The following is an 18,331-nucleotide window of genomic DNA, read 5'->3' on the forward strand; positions in this document are numbered from 1 at the left end:
CGGGGTGACCCGAGACAGCAATCCAAAAGGAGATCAACATGTGCAGTCCAGTCAAGTGCCGTCAGTGCGGCAAGACCACCTGGGCCGGATGCGGCAACCACGTGGAGGCCGTCAAGCGTTCCGTGCCGGCCGGCCAGTGGTGCGGCGGTCACCAGAACACCCAGACCCCCTCGTCGGGCGGCGGCATCTTCGGCCGTCTCATGGGCCGCTGACCCTGCGGACAACCGTGTGAGAGCGGCCGGGTCCTGGCTGTGGATAACTTTCCGGCCCGGCCGCTCCCCACAAATCCTTCACGTGTAGTTTCGATTCATCCACAGTCGCTCAACAGCCGCAATGCTGCGCTGACAAGCCGCGACACCAGTTATCCACCGCCTCCACAGGGGCTATGAGTACAACGAGGATGTAATTACTCAAAGCCACTCAAAGTCACAGCTGTGGGGAACCCCGCTCAGGGCGCAATTTCGCCCCTGGCAGCGCTGGAGGCCGCTGCTACCTTTGTGGGCGTGAGCATCGCAGCGCGGGCCAGGGGCCTCACCAAGATCTACGGATCCGGATCGGCGGTGGTGACCGCCCTGGACGACGTGGATTTCGAGATCGCAGACGGCGAGTTCACCGCCATCATGGGCCCCTCCGGCTCCGGGAAGTCCACCCTCATGCACCTCATGGCCGCGCTGGACACCCCCACGTCGGGAGAGGTGTACCTCGGCGAGACGGCCGTCTCCACGCTCGCGGACACCCCGCTGACCGAGCTCCGCCGCGACCGCATCGGCTTCATTTTCCAGGCCTTCAACCTGGTGCCAACCCTCACGGCCCGGGAGAACATCGTCCTCCCGCTGCGGATCGCAGGCAAGAAGGTCGACGAGGAGTGGTTCGAGCGCATCGTCGACGTGCTGGCGCTGGGGGACCGCCTCACGCACAAGCCGTCCGAGCTCTCCGGCGGTCAGCAGCAGCGCGTCGCCTGCGCCAGGGCCTTGATGAATCGCCCGCACATCGTTTTCGGAGACGAGCCCACCGGCAACCTGGACTCCACCTCGGCCGCGGAGGTGCTCGGATTCCTGCGCCGCAGCGTCGACGAGTTCGGCCAGACGGTGGTCATGGTCACCCACGATGCGCATGCCGCCAGCTACGCGGATCGGGCGGTCTTCCTCTCGGACGGTCGCATCGTGCATGAGATGCGAGGCGCCACCCAGGAGGACCTGCTGGGAGCGATGTCGCACATCTACCCCCGCCACACCCCCACGCACCGGGCGCCGGAGACCGTGGAGGACGAGCCCGCCGGGGAGGGTGCGGAGGGCACGGCCGTCTACCGCGACGGCGGCGCGGCCCCCACGAGCGGCCCCGTCGACGACGGTGGCGAGTCCACCGTCGAACGTTCCATGGCGCGCCGCGCACTCCTGGACCAGTAGATGCTGCACGCCACCTGGAAGTCGCTGTGGGCGCGCAAAGTCCGGCTCCTGCTCAGCGCGCTGTCGATCGTGTTGGGTGTGGCCTTCGTGGCCGGTTCGTTGCTGTTCACGAATCTGCTGTCCTCCAGCTTCGACCAGCTCGTCAAGGGCGCGCTGGCGGACGTCAACGTCTCACCTGAGTCCAGCGGCATCCAGGGGTTCGATCCCACGGCGGGTGCCCAGCAGATCCTGCTCACCAGCGACGAGGTGACGGCCATCGGCGAGGTGGACGGCGTCCAGGCGGCCGCCGGCATCGTCTCCAGCAGCCAGATCTTCCCCCTGGACCAGGACAACCGCCTGATCATGTTCCCCGGTGCCCCGGGCATCGCGATGAACTGGGTGGACCTCCCCGCAGCGGGCGGCCAGGTGGGGGCACGCCTCGTCGAGGGCCGCGTGCCCGAGGCGTCGGACGAGGTGATGTTGGACCCGGCCACCGCCACGCGCGGCGGCTTCGTCGTCGGCGACACCCTCAGCGTGTCCACGCCCGTCGACGGGATCCAGAGCTACACCATCGTTGGTCTCGGCACCTACGGCGCGGGGGCCACGGCCGGCGCCAGCTACCTGTTCTTCACCCTCGACGAGGCCCAGCGCCTGGTGCAGGGCGGCAAGGAGGGGTTCTACGCGGCCTGGGTGCAGACCGCACCGGAGGCCGACCCCGACGCCGTGGCCGAGGCCGTCCAGGAGATCCTCCCCGAAGGTTTCGTCGCCGAGACCGGAGATTCGCTGGCTGAAACCATCCAGGATCAGCTCGACGTGGGCCTCGGATTCATCAACACGTTCCTCCTGGTCTTCGCCGGGATCGCGCTCCTGGTGGCGACCCTGCTGATCCTCAACACGTTCTCGATCCTCGTGGCCCAACGCTCCCGGGAGCTGGCCCTGCTCCGCGCCATCGGCGCCACCCGCGGGCAGGTGCGGCTCTCGGTACTCACGGAGGCCGCGGTCATCGGCGTGATCGGCGCCACCGTCGGCCTGCTGGTGGGCTACGGGTTGGCCTGGGGAATCCTCGCCGCGTTCCGCCTCTTCGGCATCGACCTCGGCACCGCCGTGCCCACCTTCACGTGGCAGGCGGTGGCCGCGTCCTACACCATCGGCATCGTCATCACGCTCGTGGCGGCCACGCTGCCCGCGCGGAAGGCATCCCGGACCCGCCCCGTCGAGGCCATGGCGATGGCGCAGCAGTCCGGGCCGGAGCGGCTCGGCGGGCTGCCGCTGATCGGCGTCGGGATGATCGAGATCGGCATCGCGGCCATCGCGTGCGCACTCTGGCTGGACGTCCCGCAGCCCCTGATCTGGGCCGGCGTCGGCGCGGTCCTGCTCCTGGTGGGCATGGTGCTGGCCGCCGTCCTGGTGGGCAAGCCACTGATCTGGCTGTTCGGTCTGGCCTACCGTGCGCTCTTCGGCGAGGTGGGCAAGCTGGCCCGGCTCAACGCGGTCCGGCAGCCCCGTCGCACCGCGGCCACCGCCGCCACGCTCATGATCGGCCTGGCGCTGGTGGCCACGGTGGCCATCCTGGCCGCCAGCACCACCACCTCCATCCGGGAGCGGCTCACCTCTGATCAGCGCGGTGACTTCACCATTAGCCCCGTGGCCTATCAGCCGTTCGACGCGACTGTCGCGGAGGAGGCCCGGCAGATTGACGGCGTCGAGGCCGTCTTCGAGTTCTACCGCGGCGCCACCATCCTCGACGGCGAGCCCGTGCAGCTCACCGGCGCCACCGACGAGGGCCTGGAGCGGGCCACCAGCCTGGAGGTCGTGGCGGGCTCGCTCAGCGACGAGGGCGGCACCGCCCCGGCCGTGATCTCCTCGGACTTCGCCGAGGATCAGGGGCTCAGCCTCGGCGAGCTGCTCGAGCTGGCCACTCCGACGGGGGGCACCGTCGAGCTTCTCGTCACCGGCCTGCACGACGGCGGCGGTGGCCCGCCCCCGCTGGGCGACATCATCGTGGACCCGGACACGTTCGCCGAACTCGGCGACGGCAGCCTGGTACAGCAGGTGGTGGTGTTCACCGAGCCGGGCGCTGACCTGACGGCAGTGCGTGAGGGCCTCGACGAGGCCACCTCCGAGTTGCCCACCGTCGTGGTGGCGGACGTGGCGGAGTTCGTGGAGGCCCGGGTCGGGCAGTTCCAGCAGATCTTCTCCATCCTCTACGCGCTGCTGGCGCTCGCCGTCGTGATCTCGGTGCTCGGCATCGTCAACACGCTCGGCCTGTCCGTGATGGAGCGGACCCGAGAGGTGGGGCTGCTGCGCGCGGTGGGGATGACCCGTCCGCAGCTGAGGCTCATGGTGACCCTCGAATCGGTGATGGTGGCCACGCTGGGCGCCACGCTCGGCGTGCTCCTGGGCGGCGTCTTCGGCTCCGTCCTGGTCAACCTTCTACGGGACGACGGAATCGACATTCTGGTCGTCCCCTGGGTCCAGCTGGGGGTGTTCGTCGTGGTGGCGGCCCTGTTCGGTGTGTTGGCGGCGGTCGGGCCGGCGCGTCGCGCGTCGCGGCTCAACGTGCTCGAATCCATCGCCAGCGAGTAGGTCAGCGGCTGGCATGGGCGCTGAGCGGCCCGGCTATGATGCAGGCGATGGTCTGTCCCGAGCGCACCCACGTGGCTGCGCTCACCGACTGTTCACGTAGCGAGATCGAAGGGGAACCCTGTGAAGATTCGAGTTGAGCGCGAGGCGCTGGCTGATGCCGTGGCCTGGGTGGCACGCAGCCTCCCCACGCGCCCCACCGCACCGATCCTCGCGGGCATGCTGTTGGAGGCCGACGCCAACGGGCTGACGCTCAGCAGCTTCGACTCGACGACCTCGGCCAAGGTCACCCTGCCGGCCACCGTCAACGACGAGGGCACCGTCCTTGTCTCGGGTCGCCTGCTCGCGGAGATCGCGCGCTCGCTGCCCAACAAGCCGGTGGACCTCGTCGCGGACCACTCGAAGGTCGAGCTCACCTGCGGCCAGGCCCGATTCACGCTCCAGACGCTGCCGGTGGAGGAGTACCCCACGCTCCCGGACATGCCCAGCCAGACCGGCACGGTGGACGCGGCCACGTTTGAGAAGGCCGTCGGTCAGGTCTTCGTCGCCGCCGGCCGCGATGAGCTGCTCAACGTGTTCACCGGTGTGAAGCTGGAGATCAACGGCGAGGAGCTGTCGCTGCTCGCCACGGACCGTTACCGGATGGCGCTCAAGGAGCTCACCTGGCGCCCGTCCTCCCCGTCGGTGGAGGGCGCGGTGCTCGTGCCGGGCAAGGTGCTGGCGGACACCGCTAAGTCCATGACCTCTGGCGAGACGGTCACCATCTCGCTGTCCACCACCGAGGCTGAGGGTGAAGGGCTTGCGGGCTTCGTCGGGCAGAGCTCCCGGAGCACCCGAGAGGCCACCACGAGGCTGCTCAGCCAGGCGTTCCCCAAGGTCCGCCACCTGATGAACGTGGATCCCACCGTCAGCGTCCGGGTCAACACGGCAGACCTGCTGGCGGCCGTGAAGCGCGTGTCGCTGGTGGCCGAGCGCAACACGCCGCTGCGGATGCGCATCAACGAGGACCACATCGCGCTCGAGGCCGCCACCGGTGACCAGGCGCAGGCCTCGGAGGCCATCGAGGCCGAGGTGGAGGTGGTGGGCGATTCCCAGTCCATCACGGACGCCGGCTTCAACCCCCACTACCTGCTGGACGCGCTCACCGCGCTCGACGCGCCGTTCGCCCACTTCTCGTTCACGCTCCCGGGGAAGCCCTGCCTGATCATGGGCCTCCCCAACATCGACGGCGACCCACTGACGGACTACAGGCACGTCATCATGCTGATGCGCCTGCCCGGCTGACCCCACCATCCAGGCATCGAAGGAGCCACACATGCGCATCGGACTGATCGGCCTCGGGAAGATGGGCGGCAACATGCGCGAGCGGCTCCGCCGCGGCGGCGTGGAGGTCGTCGGTCTGGACCACAACCCGGACATTTCCGACGCCAAGGACGAGGCCGACCTCGTCGCTCAGCTCGGAGCAGGCCCGCGCGTGGTGTGGCTGATGGTCCCCATCCACGCCGTGGATTCCCTCATCGAGACGTTGAAGCCCCTGCTATCTGCGGGAGACGTGGTCATCGACGGCGGCAACTCCAAGTGGACCCACGACGCCAAGCACGCCGCATACCTCTCTGACAAGGGCATCCACTTCGTCGACGTCGGCACCTCGGGTGGCGTGTGGGGCCTCGAGAACGGCTACGCGCTCATGGCCGGCGGGCCGAAGGAGGCCATCGAGATCGCCATGCCCGCGTTCCAGGCTCTGAAGCCGGAGGGCGAGTTCGGGTTCGTCCACGCGGGCGAGAGCGGCGCGGGACACTTCGCCAAGATGGTGCACAACGGCATCGAGTACGGCCTCATGCAGGCCTACGCGGAGGGCTGGGAGCTGCTCGAGGCCTCGGACGTGGTGACCAACGTGCCGCAGGTGTTCGAGTCCTGGCGCGAGGGCACCGTCATCCGCTCCTGGCTGCTGGACCTCATGACCTACGCGCTGGGGGAGGACCCGCACCTCGAGGCCATCGAGGGCTACGCGGAGGACTCCGGCGAGGGCCGCTGGACCGTCAACGCCGCCGTCGACCTGGCGGTCCCGGTGCCGACGATCGCGGCCAGCCTGTTCGCGCGGTTCGTGTCGCGGCAGGACGACTCGCCGGCCATGAAGATGGTCGCGGCGATGCGCAACCAGTTCGGCGGCCACGCCGTCGCGCCGTCGAAGGACTGATCCGGTAGGTGTTCGTCACCGAACTGTCGTTGGTCGACTTCCGCAACTACACGGAGGCGTCGCTGGCGCTGTCGTCGGGGGTCACGGTGTTCGTCGGCTCCAACGGACAGGGAAAGACCAACCTGGTGGAGGCCATCGAATACCTGTCCACCATGTCCTCGCACCGGGTGGCGGCCACGGCGCCGCTGATCCGGGCCGGCGCGGAGACTGCGGTGGTGAGGGCCAAGGTGCAGGCCGGCCGCGAGGATCCGCGGGTGATCTCGCTGGAGCTGGAGATCGCCAACGGCCGCTCCAACGTAGCGCGCCTGAACCGGGCGCCGTTGGGACGCCCGCGGGAGCTGATCGGCGCGCTGCGCACCGTCGTGTTCTCGCCCCTGGACCTGGCGATCGTGCGCGACGACCCGTCGGATCGGCGTGCGTGGCTGGACTCGCTCGTCGTGACGCGCTGGCCGCGGATGGCGGGGGTGCGGCAGGACTTCGACAAGGTGCTCAAACAGCGCAACGCGCTGCTCAAGGCGATGGCGGGCCGGTCGTTCGTGCCCAGCGGCGGCGACGAGGCCGTCACCCTGGAGGTCTGGAACGGCCAGTTCGCCACCCTGGGGGCCGAGCTGCTGCACGCCCGGCTGGACACCCTGGCGGACGTGGTTCCCCACGCTCAGCGCGCGTACGAGACCATCGCGCCGCTCAACAATCAGATCTCGGCGTCGTACAAGACCGTGCTGGACCTCGACGGGGTGGCCGGGGGGGCGGACGTCAGGGCGGCGCTGCGCGGCCGGCTGCTGGAGGCGCTGGAGCGGGTGCGCAGGGACGAGGTGTCGCGGGGGGTGACGCTGGTGGGCCCCCAGCGCGACGATGTCGAGCTGGCCATCGGACCCCTGCCGGCGAAAGGGTACGCGTCGCACGGGGAGTCATGGTCGTTGGCGTTGGCGCTGCGGCTGGGCGGGTTCACGTTGGTGCGCGACGACGGTGTGGAGCCGGTGCTGGTGTTGGACGACGTGTTCGCGGAGCTGGACGTGTCGCGGCGGGAGCGGTTGGCGGCGGCGATCGCGGACGCCGAGCAGGTGCTGATCACCGCGGCCGTGGGGGCGGATGTGCCGGACTTCCCGGCGGAGCGTCGCTTCCGCGTGGACGCCGGAACGGTCACCGCCCTAGCTCCCTGACGACCGACGGCCGTCCCCGTCGCGTCGGTACCTGACCGTGGTTGTGGTGGTCGGGTTTGGCGGTGGGTGGTGGGGGCCGGGCCGCCCATGATGCCGGCGGCGGCGCTTCGCGCTGCCACGCCGTCATCAACGCCCACCCAACCTGCCCCGGCCCCCACCACCCACCGCCCTTCTGTCTCGTCGCGTCCTCCTGAGTCTTCGACCAACGGCATGGTTGGCTGGGTGTCACTTCTGGTGTCGACTACGGCACCAGAAGTGACGGTGAGGCAAGCGGCGGGAGTCGCGGCACGCGAGTTGGGCGCGAGGGTGGGGGACGGTAGGGCGGCTCTGCGTCGGGGTGCCCAGCCTGAGGGTCACGAGACTGGCGTCCCGCCCGGGCAGGCTCTCGCCAGGGCCGCCCGTGCCTCGACTCCCGACTCCCCGCACCGACGGCGGGGGCGGGTAATGTCGGCGGCATGAGCGAGGAGGCGCACGACCCGACGGGGCTCGACCTCGCCTCCGAGATCGCCCGCGCCGCCGTCGAGTCCGCCGCCTACGGCGTGGTGCTCCCGGAACCGTCGCCTCCGAAGACCCCGCGACGCCGGCAGCGCCCGATGGAGCAGCAGCGCTCCGGCGCCCACCCAGACGACCGCGACCCCCAACGCGTCGGCGACGTCCTCAACACCGTCATCCAGGCGCGCGGCTGGCAACGCCGGATCAGCCTCTCGATGGTGCTGCGGCGGTGGCCCGAGCTGGTGGGGGAGTCCAACGCCCAACACTCCACGCCCGTCAACTACGCCGACGGGGTGCTGATCGTGGACTGCGACTCCACGGCGTGGGCCGCCGCCATGAAGTACGCGGCGTCGCAGATCGTGGCGCGCCTCAATCGCGCGCTGGGCGAGCAGACCGTGCTGCGGGTGGAGTTCCGCGGGCCGAGGCCACCGAGCTGGAAGAAGGGCCTCCGCTCGGTCCAGGGCCGCGGCCCCCGCGACACCTACGGCTGAGACCTAGGGAAGTGCTGATGAATGGCGCTACTGGGCTGGAGATCGGCTGAGTCTGGTCTGTGAGGCTTCGGTCGCCCCGGAGTGGTTCCTTCTGGCCTTCGGCCCCTAGTGCTTGGGGGCTTCGGGCCGGTTCCGGGCAGGCTTCCGCCAGGGCTACCCGGTCGCGACCGCGGTCTTGAGTCTGGTCTCGATCGTGGTCGCGCGGGCCAGCATCAGCAGGTTCGCCGAGGCCATCGCTACCTGGAGCTGGTTCAGGTTCTTCGCCAGACCGCGGTAGCGGGTCTTGACCAGCCCGAAGTCCCGCTTCACGATCAGGAACACATGCTCTACTTTCGCGCGTACCGACGCCTTCCTGGACTCCAGTAGCTGCTCGTGAGGGTGCATCGCCTTCAACACGCCTTTGCGGGCAGCGATCCTCCACTCGACGCCTGCCAGGTGCTCGTCGCCGACGATCTCGGGGCGTTTCGCGGCCCCCTGGTAGCCGGCGTCTGCGTAGACGACCTGGTCATCGGCCCGAACCAGGTGGGTGATCTCGTCCAGATCATGCACGTTGGCTCCTGTCACGCTCACCGAGTGGACCAGGCCCGTGCCGGCATCCACCCCGGCGTGGGCCTTCATCCCGAAGTACCACTGGTTGCCCTTCCTGGTCTGACGCATCTCCGGATCCCGGGTGCCGGTGGTGTTCTTCGTCGAGGAAGGTGCGGCGATGATCGTGGCGTCCACGATGCTGCCGCCACGCATGACCAGACCGTCGGCGTCCAGCCGGGCGTTCAGTGCGGTGAACATCGCCTCACCCAGCTGGTGCTCCTCCAGCAGGTGCCGAAAATGCAGCAGGGTCGTGGCGTCGGGGACCTGCCGGGTAGCGAAGTCCACACCCATGAACTTCCGCATCGCGTACGAGTCGTTGATCTGGTCCTCCACGCCTTCGTCGGAGAGGTGGAACCACACCTGCAGGTACATCCGCAGCATCGTCTCAAGGGGTATCGGCCGCCTGCCGCGGGTCTTGTTGTAGTAGTACGGCTCGATCAGCTGGACCCAGTCCGCCCACGGCACCACCGCGTCCATCTTCCGGAGGAACTCCTCCCGCTTCGGGACCCGGCGACGCTGGCCGTACTCGACTTCTGAAAGACTCGGCTGCAACTCATCCACAACCAGCATTCTACCTAGCCAACACGTCATTGACCCGGCTCAACACCCACTGATCAACCATCCACCCCGACAGACCAGGCCGGCCCATCAAATCCCAGGCTCGCCGATTAATCAGCGTTTCCCTAAGCTGGGGCGCATGCGCATCACAGTCACCGGCACCAGCCGGATCACGCTCCCGGCGGAGTGCGTCGCGGTCAACGTGACAGTCGGCTTCACCGGCCCGGACCGCGACTCCGTCGTCGCGGACACGGCCGGCCTGACGGATCGCGTCCGGGCACAACTCGAGCAGCCCCTCGCCTCAGGGGTGGTTCGCGACGTCAAGCTCACCAGCCTCCGCACGTGGACCTCGACTCCGCTCAACACCCGCGGGCAGCCCCAGGCGCCCCAGCACACCGCGGAGGTCCGCGGCTCCTTCATCGTCGACGATCTCGCCGCCCTCGGTGACATCCTCGGCACCCTCGCCGCGACACCCGGGGTGCAGGTGGGCTGGCTGGACTGGCGACTCCGTGACTCCACGCTCGCCGAGGTGCAGCCCAGGGCCCTTGCCGATGCGTTCGACGATGCCCACCGTCGTGCCGAATGGATCTCGACGGCGGCGCGCCGGGGAGGCGTCGAAGCGGTGGCGGTGCAGGACCAGGGTGGCGGGATCGTGCCGTTGGCGTCGGCGAGGAAGGCGTCGCGGGCGATGATGGACTCAGCGCCGTCGATCGATCTGGACCCTCAGGATGTCGAGATCTCCGTGAGCCTGACCGTCGAGTTCACCGCGGCTTAGGCTCGACGACGGCACCCGCGACACGCCCGGCGCGAATTCCCTTTCAGACCCAGTGCTCCAACTCCTTCCCATCCGGCCCTGGGCGTGATTCGATGGGCGGGTATGAGCTAACCGGTATCGGGGGACTGGATGAAGCTTCGAGGGCTGTCGTCGGTGGTCGCTGCTGCGATCTCGGCGGCCCTGGTTGGAGGAGCCGTCACGTATGGGCAGGAACCGCTGACGGCCATTGAGGCCGTCCCCGTCCCGCCGGTGATGCTGGTGGCGCCCGGCCCGGTCACCTATCCCACGTCGACGGCCTCGCCGTCGAGTCCGCTGGGCTACCGCCTCGAAGGCTGGTCGTTCGACGAGGCCCCCGGCAGCTTCGACCCGTTCAGCGCCCCTACTCCGCAGATCGTCCCGCTGGACGGACCCAGGCCCGCCGAGGCTCCGCCACCGCCAGAGCCGGAGACCATCCCGGAGGAGACGGCCATCGGGTCCGTGGGCGAGAAGGCAGGCGGCGACCTCCTCTCGATGCCCGTCAACGGGCGCCGGACGTCGGTGTTCGGGATGCGCTACCACCCCATCCTTCGCGTCTGGAAGCTGCACACCGGCCTGGACTTCGCAGCCCCGTGCGGCACCCCCGTCGGCGCGGCCGCGGCCGGGCGCGTTGTCTCAGCAGGCTGGGCCGGCGGGAACGGCGTCCAGGTCAAGATCGACCACGGCATGCTCGCCGGCTACCGCGTGGTCACCACCTACAACCATCTCTCCGCCATCGGTGTGAGGGTGGGGCAGCAGGTCGACGCCCTCGACGGCGTGGGCCGCGTGGGCAACACCGGCTACTCCACCGGTTGTCACCTGCATTTCGAGGTGATCGTCAACGGCCGGTTCACGGACCCGGAGCCGTGGCTGAACGGCCAGCCCACACGGGTGGACCTGAGGGACATCGCCTTCCTCGACGTGGACGGCTCCTCCACCACGCCCAGCCTCGTCCTGGGCCTGTCGCCCAGCGCCGAGGCCAGCGAGGTTCCCACCCAGAGCGTGTGGGACAGCCTCATCGCGAGCCTGACCGGGGAGCCGAGCCCGTCCCCGAGCGTGAGCCCGTCGACGAGCCTCAGCCCGTGGGCGTCGGCGAGCCCCAGCCCGTCGATCAGCCCCAGCGATTCGCCTAGTGCGAGCGATTCTCCGAGTGCGAGCGAGTCGTCCACCCCCAGCACAAGCGAACCATCGCCCAGCGACACCTCGCCCCTCCCCTCGGCCACCGAGTCGGAGAGCACGCCGCCTCCGTCGTCCACGGCGCCGGATCCCTCGTCCGAGGCCCCAGCTCCCGAGCCCACCACCCAGGCTCCAGAGCCGGACCCCACGACGGAGTCACCGCCGCCACCGCCGCCGGCGCCTGAGCCCGAACCAGAACCGGAGCCTGAACCGGAGCCACCTCCGCCGCCCCCGGCAGATCCTGAACCCACCACGGATGCACCGCCCCCGCCCAGCGAGGACGCCTCAGCTACGCCGTGACGCCCGGTCAGATGATCAGCAGCGCTCCGGCCGCGATGATCGAGGTGAGCAGCGTCACCACGTCGAACGTCCTCTGTGGCACGCGGTGGATCAGCGCCACCCCGATCACCGTGCCGATGAGGACCACCGGAATGCCCCACGCGACGGTGAGCATCACCTGTGGCGTGAACAATCCGAGCGAGGCGGTCAGGGGCGTCTTCGCTACGTTGACGATGAAGTAGAACCACGCTGAGGTGCCGAGGAAGCGCATCTTCTCCACCTTCGCCAGCTGGAGGTAGACCGCCATCACCGGTCCAGCGGCGTTGGCGGCCATCGTCGTGAACCCCGCCGCGACACCCGCGCCCATCGTCAGCGCCCGATGCGGAGGCCCGTCGTCGACGGTGGGGTCCGGGGCGCGCCGTCGGGCCAGGGTCGACAAGACGAGTTGGAGCAGCACCGAGACGAGCAGGATGGCGCCGATCGATCGGCGCAGCACCAGGTCGTCGACGAACTGGATGAACAGGGCGCCGAGCAGGATTCCGGGCACGACCGAGGGCAGGAGTGCCTTGAGCAGCGACCAGTCGGCGGAGCGGCGGTAGCGCAGCACGCCGATGATATCGCCGGTGATGAGGAGCAGCAGCGCGGCGGCGGTGGACTCCTTGGTGGGCAGCGCCAGAGCGAGCAGCGCGACGGCGAGGGAGCCGAGGCCGCCGAAGCTGGTTTTGGCGATGCCGATGATGAGGGCAGCCGCTGCCGCCGCGATCCACGTCCACTCCATGCTGGGACTCCCTCTGTCGCGGGAAGGCTACTCCACCGCCCCGCCGTCGTCCCAATGCATCGACCCTCCGACCACCCGCCCCATTCCCGGCGATTTGCCGCGCTACCGGCTCCGGATGGATAGGGGACCTTGCGTCTGCCCCCATGATCGGCGCCAATCGTGCCCTGGGCCCGTTTCAGGCGGCATTGACCCCCCGTCGATGTCCGGTTTTGTGCCCGGACACGGTAGAATTGGCACGATCAACGGCGCCGGCCAGCCCGGCGCCCGTTTGTGTGGACAGGAGCTTTTGTGACGGACGACGTGCAGGTGGACGAGGACTTCAATCTGAGTGAGCGCATGGAGGGCTTGCAGGACTCAGCGGACAACACGGTCACCGGGCTCTACGACGCGGATCAGATCTCGGTCCTGGAGGGCCTCGAGGCGGTCCGCAAGCGCCCGGGCATGTACATCGGCTCCACCGGCGAGCGCGGGCTGCACCACCTTGTCTACGAGATTGTGGACAACTCTGTGGACGAGGCCCTCGCGGGCTACTGCGATTCCATCGATGTCGAGCTCCTGGACGACGGCGGGGTCCGGGTCAAGGACAACGGCCGCGGTATTCCGGTCAAGGAGCACCCGATCGAGAAGATCCCCACCGTCACGCTGGTGCTGACGGTGCTGCACGCCGGCGGCAAGTTCGGCGAGGGGGGCTACAAGGTCTCCGGTGGCCTCCACGGCGTGGGCTCCTCCGTCGTCAACGCGCTCTCGGACAAGCTGATCGTCGAGGTCACCCGAGACGGCTACCGGTGGCAGCAGACCTTCCACCTCGGCGTCCCGGTGACCGAGTTGGAGCGCCTGGAGGAGTCGGCCGGGACCGGCACCACCATCACGTTCTACGCCTCGAACGAGATCTTCGAGACCACCCGCTACAACTACGACACGCTCGCCACCCGCTTCCGCGAGATGGCCTTCCTCAACAAGGGACTGCGCATCTCGCTGATCGACCTGCGCGCGGACCGGCAGGTGGCCACAGGCGACGAGGGGGAGACCGACACCCCCTATGACGAGTTCCAGTACGCCGACGGCCTCACCGACTACGTCAAGTACCTGTCCTCCGGCAAGGACTCGATCCACCCGACGGTGATCGCCGTCGAGGCGCACGCGCCGGATCAGGGGATGGGCGTGGAGATCGCGATGCAGTGGAACACGTCCTACACCAGCAGCGTCTACACGTTCGCCAACACCATCAACACGCACGAGGGTGGCACCCACGAGGAGGGCTTCCGTGCGGCGCTGACCAACACGGTCAACCGGTGGGGCGAATCGTGGGGGCTGATCAAGAAGCGCGAGGACCGCGTGGCCGGCGACGACATCCGCGAGGGCCTCACCGCCATCGTCTCCATCAAGGTGTCCGAGCCGCAGTTCGAGGGTCAGACCAAGACCAAGCTGGGCAACACCGAGGCCAAGTCGTTCGTGCAGCGCGTCCTCAACGACCGTCTGGGTGACTGGTTCGAGCGCAACCCGGCCGAGGGCAAGGACATCGTCCGCAAGTCGCAGTCGGCGGCCGCGGCCCGGATCGCCGCCCGCAAGGCCCGTGACATGGCCCGCTCCCGCAAGGGGCTGCTCGGCGGCTCGGGGCTTCCCGGCAAGCTGGTGGACTGCCAGTCCACGGACCCCAGCGAGTGCGAGCTGTTCATCGTCGAGGGCGACTCGGCCGGCGGTTCGGCCCGAGGCGGCCGCGACCCCCGCACCCAGGCCATCCTCCCCATCCGCGGCAAGATCCTCAACGTGGAGAAGGCCCGCATCGACCGGATCCTTGCCAACAAGGAGGTCGAGGCCATCATCAACGCCCTCGGCGCCGGCATGCAGGAGGACTTCAACCTGGACAAGCTGCGCTACCACAAGCTCGTCCTGATGGCGGACGCGGACGTCGACGGCGCCCACATCCGCACCCTGCTGCTCACGCTGCTGTTCCGGTTCATGCGCCCCCTCATCGAGGCCGGCCACGTGTACCTGGCCCAGCCGCCGCTGTTCCGGCTGCGGTGGACCAATGCCGCGCACGAGCTGGCGTACGGCGACACCGAGCGCGACGGGCTGCGCGACAAGGGCCTGGCCGAGGGCAAGAAGCTGCCCCAGGTCAATCCCATCCAGCGCTACAAGGGCCTGGGTGAGATGAACGCAGACGACCTGTGGGACACCACGATGGATCCGGAGAAGCGGATCCTGCTGCAGGTGACCATCGAGGACGCGGCCATGGCGGATCAGATGTTCTCGATCCTGATGGGCGAGGACGTCGAGCAGCGCCGCACGTTCATTCAGCGCAACGCGCGCGACGTGCGCTTCCTCGATATCTGAGCAGCGCCACCCCCCCAGAGTTTGTGGATTTTCGGAAGGTTTGAGAACTGATGGCTGACGACGGCACCCTGACCCCCCCGGCATTCGGTCGGGTGGATCCCATCGACCTGCAGGTGGAGATCCAGCGCTCCTACCTGGACTACGCGATGAGCGTCATCGTCGGGCGCGCCCTGCCGGATGTGCGCGACGGGCTGAAGCCGGTCCACCGGCGCGTCCTGTACGCGATGTGGGACGGCGGCTACCGCCCGGATCGCGGCTGGAACAAGTGTTCCCGCGTGGTCGGCGAGGTGATGGGCCTGTATCACCCCCACGGTGACACGGCCATCTACGACACCCTGGTGCGCCTCGCGCAGCCGTGGGCGATGCGCCTGCCGCTGGTCACCGGTCAGGGCAACTTCGGTTCCCAGGGCAACGACAAGGCCGCGGCCATGCGGTACACCGAGTGCAAGCTGGCCAACCCGGCGGCCGAGATGGTGCGCGAGATCGAGCAGAACACCGTCGATTTCCGCCCCAACTACGACAACCGCGAGCAGGAGCCGGTGGTCCTGCCGGCCCGGTTCCCCAACCTGCTGGTCAACGGGTCCACCGGCATCGCCGTCGGCATGGCCACCAACATCCCCAGCCACAACCTGCGCGAGGTCAACGACGCCGTGCAGTGGGCGCTGTCGCACCCGCAGGCCACCCGCGAGGAACTCCTCGACGCGGCCATGCACCGCATTCAGGGCCCCGACTTCCCCGGCGGCGCCCTCATCGTCGGCCGCAGCGGGATCGAGGAGGCGTACCGCACCGGTCGCGGGTCCGTGACCATGCGCGCGGTGATCAACATGGAGGAGGACCCGAAGGGTCGCCAGCTGCTGGTCGTCAACGAGCTGCCCTACATGTGCAACCCGGACGCGCTCGCCCAGCGGATCGCGGACCTGGTCAACGCCGGCAAGCTCACCGGCATCGCGGACATCCGCGACGACACCTCCGCCCGCACCGGCCAGCGCCTCGTCATCGTGCTCAAGCGCGACGCCCAGCCGCGCGTCGTGATGAACAACCTGTACAAGCACACGTCGCTGCAGGACACGTTCGGCTGCAACATGCTGGCCATCGTCGACGAGGTCCCCCGCACCCTGCGCCTGGACCAGTTCATCTCGCTGTGGATCAAGCACCAGCTCGAGGTGATCCGCCGCCGCACGCAGTACCAGCTCGACGACGCCGAGAAGCAGGCCCACATCTACCGCGGCCTGGTCAAGGCACTCGACGCCCTCGACGAGGTGATCGCGCTCATCCGTCGCTCCCCGAACACCGAGGAGGCCCGCGAGGGCCTGATGGACCTGCTGGACATCGACCAGCTGCAGGCCACCGCCATCCTGGACATGCAGCTGCGCCGCCTGGCCGCGCTCGAGCGGCAGAAGATCATCGACCACCTGCTGGTGCTGGAGGCGAAGATCCAGGACCTCAAGGACATCCTCGCCAACGAGGAGCGTCAGCGCGCCATCATCGCCACCGAGCTGCAGGAGATCGTGGACAAGTACGGCGACGATCGCCGGACCCGGATCGTCGCGGCGGACGGTGACTTCTCCGACGAGGACTTCATCCCCGACGAGGACGTGGTGGTCACCATCACCCACGGCGGCTACGCCAAGCGCACCCGCGCGGACCAGTACCGGGTGCAGAAGCGCGGCGGCAAGGGCGTGCGCGGGGCCACCCTCCGGGCCGACGACGAGGTGCAGCACCTCTTCATGACCACCAACCACCAGTGGTTGCTGTTCTTCACCAACTTCGGGCGCGTCTACCGCGCCAAGGCGTGGCAGCTGCCAGAGGCGGGCCGAGACGCGAAGGGCGGGCACGTGGCCGGCCTGCTCAGCTTCCTGCCCGAGGAGAAGATCGCGCAGGTGCTGGCCATCCGGGGCTACGAGGACGCCGAGTACCTGCTGCTGGCCACCAAGCACGGGCTGGTGAAGAAGACCGACCTCAAGACCTATGACTCGCCGCGGCAGGCCGGCGTGATCGCCATCAACTTCCGTGAGGAGACCGACGAGCTGATCGGCGCCTCCCTGGTGAGCGCCAGCGACGACGTGCTGCTGATCTCGCGCAAGGGTCAGGCGATCCGCTTCCAGGCCGACGATTCGCAGCTGCGGCCGATGGGCCGGGCCACCTCCGGCGTGACGGGCATGAAGTTCCGCTCCGGCGACGAGCTGCTGTCCATGGCGGTGCTCCGGGCAGATGACGACCTTGAGGGCCAGTTCGTGTTCACGGTGACCGACGGCGGGTTCGCGAAGCGCACCCCGGTGGACTCGTACCGGCAGCAGGGTCGCGGCGGGCTGGGCATCAAGGCGATGCGTCTCAACGAGGATCGCGGCTCGCTCGTGGGCGGCCTCATCGTGGGCGAGGCCGACGAGGTGCTGGCGATCAAGGTCTCCGGCCAGGTGACCCGCTCGGCGGTGGCCGATGTCCCTGTCAAGGGCAGAGACACCATGGGTGTGAAGTTCGTCGGCGTCAAGGGCGACGACTCGGTGGGGGCCATCGCGCTCTACCCCGAGTCCGAGGTTGAGCTGGAGGACGCCCCGGCAGACCAGGACGCGGAGTTGGACGAGGGTGCCGAGGACGCTGCAGAGAGTACGGTAGATGTCAGCACCGCCAGCCAGGCGGAGCAGGAGCCGAACAGCGAGGAGGGCGCCGATGAGTGAGAACTCGCCGCGCTGGCCATCCGCCTCCGGGGCCTCCGGCCTCGACTTCTCTCCGCACCGCGCGCCGTCGGACGCCCCGGCGCCCGTCAGTCCGGCGGAGCCGGTGGTCAACGGTGACGGCCCGACGAAAGCCTCCAGCCCCCCGTCGTCGGCCACGCCGTCGTCCGGGCCGTCGTTCTCGCCCGCACCTGTGAACGCTCCGCCGGAGCCGGCCCCGGCCGGCCCGCCGACCGAGGCCGCGGACCAGACCCGCACCCTTCCGGCGGTGGCCGGGCGTGCTGCTCGGGTCGCTCAGGAGTGGGCGGCGAAGGCGAAGGAGGCGGTGACACCCAAGCCCTCAGCCGCTCCGAACGACGTGCCCGGTGCGGCCGGTGAGTCGCCTGAGGCGGTGACCACGCCGTCGCGCGCCGCCACGTTCGTGCCTGTGGCGAGCACTCTCCCGGCCGAGGCCGAGGCCAGGACCGCGCACCCGACCCGTCGGACCCGGAAGGCGCGGCTGCGGCTGTCGCGGATCGACCCGTGGTCCGTGATGAAGACCACGTTCCTGTTCTCGATCGCCTTCGGTGTGATGATGGTGGTCGCCGCCTTCGTGCTGTGGACGGTGCTCGCTGGGTCCGGGGCGCTGGAGTCCGCCAACACGTTCATCAACACCCTCATCGGGGATCAGGACACGGCGTTCAACATCGGAGACTTCCTCAGCGCCTCGCGCGTGCTGGGGTTCGCGACGGTGGTGGCGGCGGTCGACGTCGTGATCATCACGGCCGTGGCCACGCTGTTCGCGTTCCTGTACAACCTGGCCGCCACTGTCATGGGTGGCCTGGAGATCACGCTCGCCGAGGACTGAA

Annotated in this window: 14 protein-coding genes; 12 read left to right on the top strand and 2 right to left on the bottom strand. The window is 69.0% G+C overall.

Annotated elements, in window-relative coordinates; all coding sequences use genetic code 11:
* Positions 1-38 precede the first annotated feature (38 nt).
* From ACZK39_RS06695 to ACZK39_RS06725, 7 genes are all read left to right on the top strand, one after another.
* Complete coding sequence (locus tag ACZK39_RS06695) at positions 39-212, top strand: DUF8730 family Cys-rich protein (protein WP_182781122.1); 174 nt, start codon at positions 39-41, stop codon at positions 210-212.
* A 291-nt stretch (positions 213-503) separates the two neighbouring features.
* Positions 504-1,406 (top strand): ABC transporter ATP-binding protein, encoded by a 903-nt coding sequence (locus ACZK39_RS06700; protein ID WP_182781123.1) that lies wholly within the window; start codon positions 504-506, stop codon positions 1,404-1,406.
* Positions 1,407-3,971 carry an ABC transporter permease gene (locus ACZK39_RS06705; RefSeq protein WP_463612894.1) on the top strand — a complete coding sequence of 855 codons (2,565 nt, stop codon included), beginning with the start codon at positions 1,407-1,409 and terminating at the stop codon, positions 3,969-3,971.
* A gap of 120 nt (positions 3,972-4,091) precedes the next feature.
* A complete protein-coding gene (gene dnaN / locus ACZK39_RS06710) occupies positions 4,092-5,252 on the top strand; it encodes a DNA polymerase III subunit beta (RefSeq protein WP_182781125.1) in 1,161 nt (386 codons plus the stop codon).
* Between the two features lie 31 nt (positions 5,253-5,283).
* Complete coding sequence (gnd, locus tag ACZK39_RS06715) at positions 5,284-6,165, top strand: phosphogluconate dehydrogenase (NAD(+)-dependent, decarboxylating) (protein WP_182781126.1); 882 nt, start codon at positions 5,284-5,286, stop codon at positions 6,163-6,165.
* Positions 6,166-6,173: 8 nt separating this feature from the next.
* Positions 6,174-7,325: a DNA replication/repair protein RecF gene (gene recF, locus ACZK39_RS06720; RefSeq protein WP_459055648.1), complete on the top strand. Its 1,152-nt coding sequence runs from the start codon at positions 6,174-6,176 to the stop codon at positions 7,323-7,325.
* Between the two features lie 455 nt (positions 7,326-7,780).
* Positions 7,781-8,308 carry a DciA family protein gene (locus tag ACZK39_RS06725; RefSeq protein ID WP_182781128.1) on the top strand — a complete coding sequence of 176 codons (528 nt, stop codon included), beginning with the start codon at positions 7,781-7,783 and terminating at the stop codon, positions 8,306-8,308.
* Positions 8,309-8,461: 153 nt separating this feature from the next.
* On the opposite strand, the gene ACZK39_RS06730 is transcribed toward ACZK39_RS06725, so the two are convergent.
* Complete coding sequence (locus tag ACZK39_RS06730) at positions 8,462-9,457, bottom strand: IS5 family transposase (RefSeq protein ID WP_459055647.1); 996 nt, start codon at positions 9,455-9,457, stop codon at positions 8,462-8,464.
* Positions 9,458-9,593: 136 nt separating this feature from the next.
* Here ACZK39_RS06730 and ACZK39_RS06735 point away from each other — a divergent pair, with 136 nt between their 5' ends.
* Positions 9,594-10,229 carry an SIMPL domain-containing protein gene (locus tag ACZK39_RS06735; protein WP_182781129.1) on the top strand — a complete coding sequence of 212 codons (636 nt, stop codon included), beginning with the start codon at positions 9,594-9,596 and terminating at the stop codon, positions 10,227-10,229.
* Between the two features lie 129 nt (positions 10,230-10,358).
* Positions 10,359-11,720: a M23 family metallopeptidase gene (locus tag ACZK39_RS06740; RefSeq protein WP_463612895.1), complete on the top strand. Its 1,362-nt coding sequence runs from the start codon at positions 10,359-10,361 to the stop codon at positions 11,718-11,720.
* Between the two features lie 7 nt (positions 11,721-11,727).
* Here the strand turns inward: ACZK39_RS06740 and ACZK39_RS06745 are convergent, their stop codons facing one another.
* Positions 11,728-12,477 carry a sulfite exporter TauE/SafE family protein gene (locus ACZK39_RS06745; protein ID WP_463612896.1) on the bottom strand — a complete coding sequence of 250 codons (750 nt, stop codon included), beginning with the start codon at positions 12,475-12,477 and terminating at the stop codon, positions 11,728-11,730.
* Between the two features lie 336 nt (positions 12,478-12,813).
* Here ACZK39_RS06745 and gyrB point away from each other — a divergent pair, with 336 nt between their 5' ends.
* From gyrB to ACZK39_RS06760, 3 genes are read left to right on the top strand one after another with little or no spacing between them, the layout of a single operon-like run.
* On the top strand, positions 12,814-14,811 hold the full coding sequence (gene gyrB, locus ACZK39_RS06750; RefSeq protein ID WP_463612919.1) for a DNA topoisomerase (ATP-hydrolyzing) subunit B: 1,998 nt from the start codon (positions 12,814-12,816) through the stop codon (positions 14,809-14,811).
* A 50-nt stretch (positions 14,812-14,861) separates the two neighbouring features.
* Positions 14,862-17,486, top strand: a complete 2,625-nt coding sequence (gene gyrA / locus ACZK39_RS06755) for a DNA gyrase subunit A (protein ID WP_463612897.1) — start codon at positions 14,862-14,864, stop codon at positions 17,484-17,486.
* The gene (locus tag ACZK39_RS06760) at positions 17,479-18,330 is read left to right on the top strand and encodes a DUF3566 domain-containing protein (RefSeq protein ID WP_463612898.1); all 852 of its coding nucleotides are present in this window, start codon (positions 17,479-17,481) and stop codon (positions 18,328-18,330) included. Before gyrA ends, ACZK39_RS06760 begins: the two co-directional genes overlap by 8 nt.
* Position 18,331 lies beyond the last annotated feature (1 nt).

Source organism: Tessaracoccus luoxuelianae (assembly GCF_055326245.1).